The sequence below is a fragment of the Kitasatospora sp. NPDC058965 genome (genome assembly GCF_042741245.1).
Lineage (GTDB): Bacteria > Actinomycetota > Actinomycetes > Streptomycetales > Streptomycetaceae > Kitasatospora.
In genome coordinates this window covers 1-10,363 of record NZ_JBHYKG010000295.1, presented here as the reverse complement: position 1 = coordinate 10,363, position 10,363 = coordinate 1, and the positions used below count along the sequence as shown (strand labels likewise).

General features: G+C 70.8%; 8 protein-coding genes. 7 read left to right on the top strand and 1 reads right to left on the bottom strand.

The window, feature by feature from the left end:
• Nucleotides 1–186: 186 nt before the first annotated feature.
• The gene (locus tag ACFW1A_RS32905) at nt 187–2,469 is read right to left on the bottom strand and encodes a beta-galactosidase (protein ID WP_380415458.1); all 2,283 of its coding nucleotides are present in this window, start codon (nt 2,467–2,469) and stop codon (nt 187–189) included.
• Nucleotides 2,470–2,799: 330 nt separating this feature from the next.
• Here ACFW1A_RS32905 and ACFW1A_RS32900 point away from each other — a divergent pair, with 330 nt between their 5' ends.
• From ACFW1A_RS32900 to ACFW1A_RS32870, 7 genes are all read left to right on the top strand, one after another.
• Nucleotides 2,800–4,158, top strand: a complete 1,359-nt coding sequence (locus ACFW1A_RS32900) for an ABC transporter substrate-binding protein (RefSeq protein WP_380415456.1) — start codon at nt 2,800–2,802, stop codon at nt 4,156–4,158.
• Nucleotides 4,159–4,167: 9 nt separating this feature from the next.
• On the top strand, nt 4,168–5,067 hold the full coding sequence (locus ACFW1A_RS32895) for a carbohydrate ABC transporter permease (protein ID WP_380415454.1): 900 nt from the start codon (nt 4,168–4,170) through the stop codon (nt 5,065–5,067).
• Nucleotides 5,064–6,002, top strand: coding sequence for a carbohydrate ABC transporter permease (locus tag ACFW1A_RS32890; protein ID WP_380415452.1), 939 nt, complete (start codon nt 5,064–5,066; stop codon nt 6,000–6,002). Before ACFW1A_RS32895 ends, ACFW1A_RS32890 begins: the two co-directional genes overlap by 4 nt.
• Nucleotides 6,003–6,028: 26 nt before the next feature.
• The gene (locus ACFW1A_RS32885; protein ID WP_380415450.1) at nt 6,029–6,712 is read left to right on the top strand and encodes a ThuA domain-containing protein; all 684 of its coding nucleotides are present in this window, start codon (nt 6,029–6,031) and stop codon (nt 6,710–6,712) included.
• Nucleotides 6,697–7,815, top strand: a complete 1,119-nt coding sequence (locus tag ACFW1A_RS32880) for a Gfo/Idh/MocA family protein (protein ID WP_380415446.1) — start codon at nt 6,697–6,699, stop codon at nt 7,813–7,815. The genes ACFW1A_RS32885 and ACFW1A_RS32880 overlap by 16 nt, the downstream gene beginning before the upstream one ends.
• Before the next feature lie 156 nt (nt 7,816–7,971).
• The gene (locus tag ACFW1A_RS32875; RefSeq protein ID WP_380415460.1) at nt 7,972–8,955 is read left to right on the top strand and encodes a hydroxyacid dehydrogenase; all 984 of its coding nucleotides are present in this window, start codon (nt 7,972–7,974) and stop codon (nt 8,953–8,955) included.
• Between the two features lie 39 nt (nt 8,956–8,994).
• Nucleotides 8,995–10,149, top strand: a complete 1,155-nt coding sequence (locus ACFW1A_RS32870) for a glycerate kinase (RefSeq protein ID WP_380415443.1) — start codon at nt 8,995–8,997, stop codon at nt 10,147–10,149.
• Nucleotides 10,150–10,363: the final 214 nt, after the last annotated feature.

Genomic DNA, 10,363 nt, shown 5'->3' with positions numbered 1-10,363 from the left:
CGTATCTCATCCGGCACACCCGCCGTGGGGGGCGCGTTGCGCGGGGGCTGCGGCCGGCGCCTGGGGCGGGGGGCGGGGTGGAGCACCTGGCCGGGATGCCGCGGGCGGCGGTCCCGGACCGGTTCGCGGACGTCGTGCACGGGGGAGGTCCCTTCGAGACGGTGGTGAGGCGGAGGTGGCGGTCGGTCAGCCGACGGCGAGCGTCACGCTGCTGACGTACAGCGGAGTGGTCGGGTCGGTGACGGACAGCCGCAGGTCGGCGGACAGGTTCTGCAGTTCGTTGAACTGCGCGCCGGTCAGCGTCACGGTAGCCGTCTGCCAGCTGCCGGTGCCGCTTCCGGCCACGGTCGGTCCGCCGAGGTAGGCGTTGCCGGGCGCGTCGTACTGCACCTGGAAGCCCTGGCCGGCCACCGACCAGTAGGTGATGTTCGCGGTGACCGTGGAGGCCTTGGCCACCTGGCTGGACGGGTCGACCTGGAGGTACATGTTGGCGGGGTTCACGCCGCTCTGCGACCTCGTCCAGGTCGCGTACGCGGAGCGCCCGCCCTGGGTGACTGCGGTCAGGTTGCCGTCGGCGCCTTGGCCGGTGGATCCGACGCTGAGGAACTTCACGCCGCCACCGGTCTGCCCGGCGGTGCCGGTGATGCTGGTGGCGCCGGCGCCCGTGGCCGGGCAGTTCGCCGGGACGGGAGTCCCGGCAGGTGCGGCACCGGCGAGCAGCGACCACTGGTCGAGCTTCGCCGAGCCCATGGTGACCGGGACGCAGATGCTGCCGTCGGCGAGCACGGCCTGGGCGGGCACCTTGCCGGTCAGCGCGTCCACCACGTGGTAGCGGCCGGCGACCAGGTTGAGCCCGTTCGGGTGCAGGGTGACGGACCCCGTGAAGCCGAAGGACGGGTTGACCTCGGCCACGGTGAGCGAGGCACTGCGGTGGTCGGCGGCGGTGACGGGGACCACCTGCAGCTCGTGCTGGCTGGTCAGGTCGGCGTAGGCCGGTGCGTACCCGCTCAGCTGGGAGCCGCTGGTGAGCAGCTTTCCGCCACCCTTCTGGTAGGCCGTCAGGTTCGCGTCGACGCCGTTCATCGGCAGCACGGCGCGGTAGTTGGACAGGCTGTCGGCGTGGTTGGCGATCTCCTCGCTGGTGACCACGGCGAAGCCGGCCTGGTAGCCGGACCACAACGACCCGATGTTGTTCTCGATGCCGCTCAGGCTGCCGCCGCCCGTGTTGCCGCGGGCCTGGGAGTAGTCGATGTAGACGGCGACCGGCTGCGTCGGGTAGGAGCCGGACAGCTTCTGGAGCACGGGCAGCCAGGAGGTGAAGATCGGGAATCCGACGACGTCCTTGCTGGTGCCGTCGTGGATGAAGAAGTCCTCACCGCCTCCGGTGGGCAGGGTCATCCCGTAGTCGGACAGCCAGAGCGTGGCTTCCGAGGGCAGCAGGGAGTCGTCGGCCGTGACGGTCCACTCCTGGGCGACCTTGACCCCGTACGCCCGGCCCAGGCTGCCGAACAGGAGGCTGAGGCCGTTGGAGTTCGCGGCGTCCTCGACCACGGTGGCGTTGTACTTGCGGGCCAGCGTGAAGAAGACGTCGGGCAGGTTGCCGAGCTGCGGGGCGTTGGAGATGTGCCCGCCGAAGTAGTAGTACAGCGGCGCGGAGGTGATCTTGCGGGCGGCCGCGGTGAGGCGGTCGTAGGTGTCCTGCACGCTCCACTGGCGGAAGGCCTGGTAGACGCCGGCCAGCGGCGCGCCGGGAACGGCGGCCGGGACCTGGTCGAAGGAGGTGTACGCGGTGCCGTTCTTCGCGTTGAAGGTCGCGACGGTGCCGTAGGTGCGCGGCAGCCAGGTGGTGCGGAAGTAGGCGATGTCGGCGGGTGCCCAGCCGCCCGAGCCGGAGCTCTCCAGCCACTGCGCGTCGGTGTGGCCGTAGTCCATGAACGCGCCGCCGAACCCGGCGCTCTTCGCGATGTGGGTCAGGGTGCTGGTGACGTAGGTGAAGTAGTCCTGCTGCTGGGTGAGGTTCCACCAGGCCGGGGCGACGCCCTTGGCGCCGGTGTTGGTCACCTCGAAGTCGGTGATCCAGGGCGCCGGGCTGCCGCGCCACCCGGAGGACCAGAAGATCGGGACGAGCTTCACGCCTTCCGCGGCCGCGGCGGCGAGTTCCTGGTCCAGTTCGGAGAAGTCGAAGGTGCCCCGGGTCGGCTCGATCTTCGACCACGGCATGTTGATCTCGGCGCGGTTGACGCCCTTGGACTTGAGCTCGGCGAAGGTCGCGGTGGTCCAGGGGGTGCCGTTGTTGTCGAACTGGAACTGGGTGGCCCAGTAGGTCGACGGGCTGTCCGCGTGCTTGGTCTGCTTGGCCGGCTTGGCCTGCGGGTGCGGTGCGGCGGCGTTCGCGTTCGCGTTGACGAGGACGGTGGCGATGGCGCAGCAGAGCAGGGATATCGCTCCGCGTCGAACCGTGCGCAACATCGTTTCCCCTTTCACGGGGTTCGAGGGGCGGGTGGGTTGACGTGCTCTCCAGGGCGCCGTCGGCGTGTGAACGGTACGTAACTCCAAGAGTGTTAGTAGGACAAGGTCTGATGCCGGTTTCTTACCCTCCCTCAGCATGACCTGCGATGATGCCACCCTTCCCGAGGCGACATGGTGATCTTTTCTGTCAGAAAAGTCTTTGCCTGCCATCAAGGGTTGACCTGCCCGCAATGTGGACCGGAGACTTCGGGCACTCCAGGACAGTGATTGCGACGCCTGTCGCATCCCGCGCCGTCGGCCGTGCCCCCACCAGTTCCTTGAGGAGCCGTCATGGCCAGAACCCGTCGCCACCGCCGTCCACTCGCGGCGTTCGCGGCCTGTCTTCCCCTTGCCGCCGGCCTGACTGCGTGCGGCGGCACGAGTGCCGGCGCGTCGTCGGACACGCTCGTCGTCGCCATGTGGACCAACCCCGCCGCGGTGGCGCAGACGCAGAAGGTGAACCAGCTGTTCGAGCAGCAGCACCCGGGCGTGAAGGTCAAGCTGCAGACCGCGCCGACGACTGCCGGTGCGTGGCCCGCCCTGCAGAATTCCCTGCTGGCCTCGAAGGACGTGGACGTGCTCGCGCAGTTCGCCCAGAGCCCGACGAAGTACCCGCCGGCCTCGACCAACATCAAGCCGAGCGGCACCGCCGCGCTGGTGGCGAACGGTCAGTTCGTGGACCTGAGCTCACAGCCCTTCATGCAGCGCTTCGACCCCGCCACGCAGAAGTTCACGATGGGGTACAACGGTGGCGTCTACGGCGTGACCACGGCCGAGTACGTCAACAACACCGGCCTCTTCTACAAGAAGGACCTGCTGGCCAAGTACGGCATGTCGGTGCCCACCACCTTCGACGAGTTCATCGGCGACCTCAAGACACTCAAGTCCAAGGGCGCGAACCCGCTCTTCGTGGCGGGCAAGGACGGGTTCCAGTCGATCGTCTGGTTCGGGATCTACAACCAGCTGCTCATCCAGGACCAGCCCGCCGATGCGGCCAACTCCCTCTGGCTGCAGCGCGACCAGCAGTTCTGGAGCGGCCAGCAGAACTGGAACAGCCCGGTGTACAAGGACGCCGCGCAGCGCTACGAGCAGGTCATGTCGTACCTCGAGCCCAATGCCGGCGGCGTGCCGGCGGCGACCGCCTCCGGGGTGTGGGCGGCCAAGGCCGACGACTTCCCCTTCTTCGCGGACGGGTCCTACGACGGCAACACCATCGCCCAGGCCAACCCGTCGCTCAACTTCGGGTTCTTCGCCGTTCCCGGCACGGACAACGCGTCCTGGAACCGGCCCGACCTCGCCCCCGACCTGACCTGGACGGTGCCGACCTGGGCCAAGCACCAGAAGCTGGCCATGGAGTACCTGGACCTCTTCACCCAGCAGAGCAACTACGCGGCCTGGGTGAAGGCCACCGGGTCCGTCTCCACCGAGCCCGCCGTCCCCACGCCCAGCCTGCCCTGGTCGGACTGGTTGGCCACGCACGCCGCGCAGGGCTTCATCGGCACCACCCTGCCCTGGCTGCCGCCGTCCGTCGGCAGTGGCAACCCTGCGGGCGGACCGACCCTCACCGACACCCAGCCCTTCGGCAGCGAGCCGCTGTCCGCAGCGCTGGACAAGTCGGCCGCGGCGTACACCGCCGCCGTCAAGCCCTAGGAGCACGCCGTGTCCACCTGCCCCTTCGGCACCCGGCGGACCAGGCGCTGGATCCCCTGGCTCTCCATCGCGGTGCCCAGCATCGGCTGGCTGACCTTCGGGCTCTACCCCTCGCTCGCCACCGTCTACTACTCCTTCACCGACTACTCCGGGCTGCCGGGCACCCCGATGACCTTCTGCGGGTTGTGCAACTACCGGACCATGTTCACCAGCAACTACGCGCAGCTGTCGCAGGCCGTCGTGACCACGCTGGAGTACGTGGCCGGGGTGACGGTGCTGCAGATCGGCGTCGGCCTTGGCCTGGCGCTGCTGCTGCAGCGCCGGCGCTTCGGCTACGGCCTCTACCGGGCGCTGATCTTCATGCCGCAGATCTTCTCGGTGACGATCGTCGGGGTGCTCTTCTCGCTGCTGCTCGATCCGAGCAGCGGACCCGCCGAGAAGGTCTACCACTCGGTGATCGGCGGCTACAGCTCCTTCCTCGGCGATTCCGGCCTGGCGGTCTGGCTGATCGTGCTGGTCAACGTCTGGATGTTCTCCGGCTACACCATGCTGGTCTACATCGCCGGACTGCGGCGCATCCCGCCGGAGGTGTACGAGGCGGCCTCGCTGGACGGCGCCGGTCCGATCCGGCGCTTCTTGAAGATCACCTGGCCGCTGCTCGCCCCGTCCACCACCGTCAACGTCTTCCTGACGGTGATGGGCAGCCTGGGGGAGTACGCGCTGATCCTGGTCCTGACCCAGGGCCAGTACCACACCCAGACCCTGGGGATGTTCATGTTCAACACGGCCTTCGGGGTCAACCCCGATCTCGGCCTCGGTTCGACGCTGGCCATGGTCCAGTTCGCCATGACGGCGGTCATCGGCAGCGTGCTGCTGTGGGCGCTGCGTCGACGGGAGGTGTCGCTGTGAGCGTCCAGACCGCGCGCCTGGCCCGGCAGCGCCCGGCGCAGACCGAGGTCGAGCGGGCCGACCGGCGCCGCAGACTGCTGCGCGGGCTACGACTCAGCGGCGTCCAGCTGTTCTGCTTCACGGTCGCGGCCGGCTTCTTCGCGCTGCCGCTGGTGTACCTGCTGGTGCAGGCGTTCAAGACCTACGGGTCGTTCCTCAAGGACCCGACCGGGCTGCCCCATCCGTGGACGCTGAGCAACTTCGGCGCGGCCTGGAGCCAGGGCGACTTCGCCACCGAGATGGTCAACTCGCTGCTCTACGCGGTGGTCCCGGACGTCATCACGCTGATCCTCGGCGTGTTCCTGGCCTTCCCGATCTCCCGGGGCTGGTTCCGGCGCTCCAACCTGCTGTACGGCTTCTTCGTCTTCTCCGGCTTCCTGCCCGGTGGTCTGATCCCGTTGTTCGTGGAGGCGCAGAAGCTGGGGCTGTACGACAACCGGGTCGGGTACCTGGTCCTGACCTCGCTGACCGGTGCCGGCTTCTTCTTCTTCGTGGGCTACATCAAGACGATCCCGCGGGAGTTGGACGAGGCGGCGGCCATGGACGGCTGCGGCTACTTCCGCTTCATCTTCCGGATCGTCATCCCGCAGATGAAGCCGGCCCTGGCCACCTTCGCCATCTTCGGTTTCGTGGCGTCCTGGAACAACCTGATCCTGCCGCTGATCATGCTCAGCGACTCCGGTCTGTGGCCGGTGACCCGGGGCCTGTACGGCTTCTTCGGCGAGCACACCACGCAGTGGCCGCTGATCGCCGCAGCCACGGTGATCGTGGCCGCGCCGATCCTGGTGGTCTTCGCACTCCTGCAGCGACACCTGGTCGAGGGCGTCGGTGGCGGCGCGGCGGCCGGGGCCCAGGGCGTCGGCCAGACACCGGCGGCGCAGACCGCCGCGGAGTGAACCCCTTTCGATTTGGAGATCCCTTGTTGACAGAGCAACAGCACCTGGCGTCCCCGCCGAAGCGGGCCCTGGTCGTCCGGGGCGGGTGGGAAGGACACAGCCCGGTCGCCGCGAGCGACCGGTACGCGAAGGCCCTCGAGGAGGACGGCTACGGGGTGACGGTGAGCGACACCCTGGACAGCTACCTCGACGACGAGCTGCTGGCGGCCACCGATCTGGTCGTGCAGTGCTGGACGATGGGCCAGATCACCGAGGAGCAGGTCCTCGGCCTGTCCCGGGCAGTGCGGGCGGGCACCGGCCTGGCCGGCTGGCACGGCGGGATCGTCGACTCCTTCCGCGGCGAGACCCGCTACCAGCTGATGACCGGGGCCCAGTTCGTGCACCACCCGCGGGAGTTCACCACCTACGAGGTGCGCCCGGTGCCGGAGCGGGCCGACCACCCGGTGACGGTGGGGACCGGGCCGTTCACCGTCACCACCGAGCAGTACTACCTGCACGTGGACCCGGCCGTCGACGTGCTCGCGGTCACCGACTACACGGAGGACCCCGACCACCCGGAACTGGCGGGCGTGGTCATGCCCGTGGCCTGGACCCGGCAGTGGGGCTCGGGGCGGGTGTTCGTCACGGCGATCGGACACAACCTCGCCGACCTGGACGTACCCGAGGTGGACTCGATGATCAGGAAGGGCATGGCATGGGCGACACGATGACCGGAGACGGAGTGCTGCGTGTCGGGGTGGTCGGGGCAGGGAACATCAGCGGCGCCTACTTCACGACGTTCCCCCGACTCGCGAACCTGCGGGTGACCGCGATCGCCGACCTGGACGCGGACCGCGCCGCCGCGGCCGCGGCCGGGCTGCCCGGGGTCCGCGCGGCCACGCCGGACGAGCTCTACGCGGCCGACGACGTCGACCTCGTCCTCAACCTGACCGTCCCGGCGGCCCACGCGGACGTCGCGCACGCCGCCATAGCCGCCGGAAAGCACGTGTACGGCGAGAAGCCGCTGGCGTCGACCACCGCCGAGGCCGGCGCGCTGCTCGCGGCGGCCGACCGGGCCGGCGTCCGGGTCGGTTGCGCGCCCGACACCGTGCTCGGCACCGGCGTGCAGACCGCGCGCGCCGCCCTGGACGCCGGGCAGATCGGCGCACCGGTGGCCGCGACCGCCTTCATGGTCACCCCCGGCCACGAACGGTGGCACCCGGACCCGGAGTTCTACTACCGGCCCGGCGGCGGCCCGTTGCTGGACATGGGGCCGTACTACCTCACGGCACTGATCACGCTCCTCGGGCCGGTGCGGCGGGTGGTCGGCATGTCCTCGACGCCGCGGCCGGTCCGGACCATCGGCAGCGGACCGCGGGCCGGCACCGCGTTCACGGCGGAGGTGGCCACCCATGTCACCGGGGTCCTGGAACACGCGAGCGGCGCACTGTCGACGCTGGTGATGAGCTTCGAGGTGTGGGCCGGTGCGCTGCCGCGGATCGAGGTGTACGGAACCGCAGGCTCGCTGTCCGTCCCCGACCCCAACGGCTTCGACGGCGAGGTGCGGATCTTCCGGTCGGGAGCCAAGGAGTGGGAGCCGGTTCCCGAGCAGGGCGGCTACCAGAACGCGTCCCGCGGGTACGGCGTCTCCGACCTGGCGCGCTCGATCGCCCGGGGAGTACCGCACCGGGCCGACGGACGGCTCGCCTACCACGTCCTCGACGTCATGGAGTCACTGCTCGCCGCCGCCCGCACCGGCGACTCGATGAGCATCCTGAGCACGTGCGAGCGCCCCGCCGCCGTTCCCGCCGGTGCCAGCCCCGAACTCCACTGAGAGCGGGCACCCGCCGAGCGTCGCCGACCCCCGCACACGCACGCGCGGGGGTCGGTCCCGCGCACCGCGCCGCAGCCCGCCCACCCCTTCCGTGACACCGCCGCCTCGCCCGGGGAGCCTTCCACCGTGACCGACCGACCGACCGCCGTGTTCGCGATGGCGTCGAAGAACCTGAGCCGGCTCTTTCCGCCGCGCCTGATCGACCGGCTCACCGAGCTGGCGGACATCGACACCCGCCGGGTGCTCGGCGATTTCGACCAGCCCGGGGCAGCGCAGGTCCTCGCCACGGCCGAGGTCCTGATCACCGGCTGGGGCTGTCCGCCGATCGACCGGAAGGTGCTGGACGCTGCGCCCCGACTGCGGGCCGTGCTGCACGCGGCGGGCACCGTGCGCGGCCTCGTCACGGAATCCTGCTGGGAGCGCGGTCTGGTGGTGACATCGGCCGCGCAGGCCAACGCCGTTCCGGTCGCCGAGTACACGCTGGCGGCGATCCTGCTGGCCGGCAAGGACGCCTTCGTCCTCCGGGCAACGCCCAACGAGGAGGGGCGCGACCCCCGTGACGGTGACGGCCGGCCCGCAGCGCTCGGCAACTACCGCCGCCGGGTCGGCGTCATCGGCGCGTCCCGGGTGGGACGGCGCCTGCTGGACCTGCTGCGCCCGTTCGACTTCGCCGTCGCCCTGTCCGACCCGTACGCGGAGCCGGTGGAAGCCGCGCAACTCGGCGCGACACTGCTCCCGTTGGACGACCTTCTGCGCGACAGCGACATCGTCACACTGCATGCGCCGAGCCTCCCGCAGACCCGGCACCTGCTGGACCGCCGCCGCCTCGCCCTGATCCCGGACGGCGCCACGGTCATCAACACCTCCCGGGGCGCCCTGATCGACCCCGCGGCCCTGACCGACGAGCTCGTGTCCGGGCGTCTCAACGCAGTCCTCGACGTCACCGAGCCCGAGCCGCTGCCCCCGGACTCGCCGCTGCACCGCCTGCCCAACGTCTTCCTCACCCCGCACATCGCGGGCTCACTCGGCAACGAGCTCGAACGTCTCGGCGCCGCCGTCGTGGACGAACTCGAGCGCCTGGTCGGCGGCCTGCCGCTGCGGCACAGGGTCCTCCGCTCGGACCTCGACCGCGTCGCCTGACAGCGCGCTGCGCCTGGCACACACACCCGGAGGTGGACGATGAGCACGGACACTGCCGCGCCGGTGGTCATCGCACCGGACAAGTTCAAGGGCTCCGCCGACGCGATGCGGGTCGCCTCCCGGCTGGCCGTCGGCATCCGCCGCACCGCGCCCGAGGTGCCCGTCACGCTCCTGCCGGTGGCCGACGGGGGCGAAGGCACCGTCGACGCCGCCGTCGCGGCGGGCTTCGAACGGCGCAGCGTCGCAGTCACCGGCCCGCTCGACGGCACCGCCGTCGATGCACACTTCGCGCTGCGGGACGAGCTCGCGGTCATCGAGATGGCGCAGGCTGCCGGTCTGCAGCTGCTGCCCGCAGGGCGCCCGGCGCCGTTGGAGGCCGGCACCCGAGGGGTGGGCCAGCTCGTCACGGCCGCCCTGGACGCGGGCGCCCGCACCATCGTCCTCGGCGCGGGAGGCAGTGCTTCCACCGACGGTGGCGCCGGGATGCTCGCCGCGCTCGGGGCACGGCTGCTCGACGAGGCGGGTCGCGCGCTGCCCGGCGGCGGAGGAGCCCTCGCCCGACTCGCCCGGGTGGACACGACGTCACTGGATGCCCGCCTGGCCCGGACGGGCTTCGTGTTGGCCGCCGACGTGGACAACCCGCTGCTCGGCCCGCAGGGCGCCGCGGCGGCCTACGGGCCGCAGAAAGGTGCCGACCCGCAGCAGGTCGCGCTCCTGGAGGCGTCGCTCGGCCACTACACCGAAGTGCTGGCGGCCTGCCTCGGGCCCGCCGCACGGCAGGTGGCCGGCCTGCCGGGCAGCGGTGCTGCGGGCGGGTTCGGATTCGCGGTCATGGCCGTGCTCCAAGGGGTGCGGGTGCCGGGCATCGACGTCCTGCTCGACCTGCTGGGCCTGGCGAAGCAGGTGGCAGGGGCGCGCCTGGTCATCACGGGTGAGGGCTCCCTGGACGCCCAGAGCCTGCGCGGCAAGGCCCCGCTGGGCGTCGCGCAGCTCGCCCGTCGGCACGCCGTGCCCACTGTGGCGGTCTGCGGTCGCCTCGCACTGACCGCCCAGCAGGCACGCGAGGCCGGATTCCGCGCGACCTACGCGCTCACCAGCCTCGAACCGGATCCCCGGCGCTGCATGAGCGAGGTCGACGCCCTGTTGGAGGCTACCGGCGAGCAGATCGCCCGCGAGCAGCTCCGGACGGGCTGAGGGCGGCTCGCGCCGCCCTCAGCCGGTAAGTCGGGGCCCCGTCCTGCCGGTTCCGCCCGGCGCCCGATCACGCCGTCTCCCGCGTGAGCCGCGCTGATGTGCGCGAGCTTACGGTCGGACCACGTGGGTGTGGTGGCGTTCGATCATGGTGCGCAGGGTCTGGTCGCCGGGGGTGTCCCAGATCTCCTGGTTGAAGATTTCGACTTCGATCCAG

Bases quoted from the DNA above. Each gene is read 5' to 3' on its own strand.
- ACFW1A_RS32870 (WP_380415443.1), top strand. From the start codon at position 8,995: ATGAGCACGGACACTGCCGCGCCGGTGGTCATCGCACCGGACAAGTTC.
- ACFW1A_RS32880 (WP_380415446.1), top strand. From the start codon at position 6,697: ATGGGCGACACGATGACCGGAGACGGAGTGCTGCGTGTCGGGGTGGTC.
- ACFW1A_RS32875 (WP_380415460.1), top strand. From the start codon at position 7,972: ATGGCGTCGAAGAACCTGAGCCGGCTCTTTCCGCCGCGCCTGATCGAC.
- ACFW1A_RS32900 (WP_380415456.1), top strand. From the start codon at position 2,800: ATGGCCAGAACCCGTCGCCACCGCCGTCCACTCGCGGCGTTCGCGGCC.
- ACFW1A_RS32905 (WP_380415458.1), bottom strand. From the start codon at position 2,469: ATGTTGCGCACGGTTCGACGCGGAGCGATATCCCTGCTCTGCTGCGCC.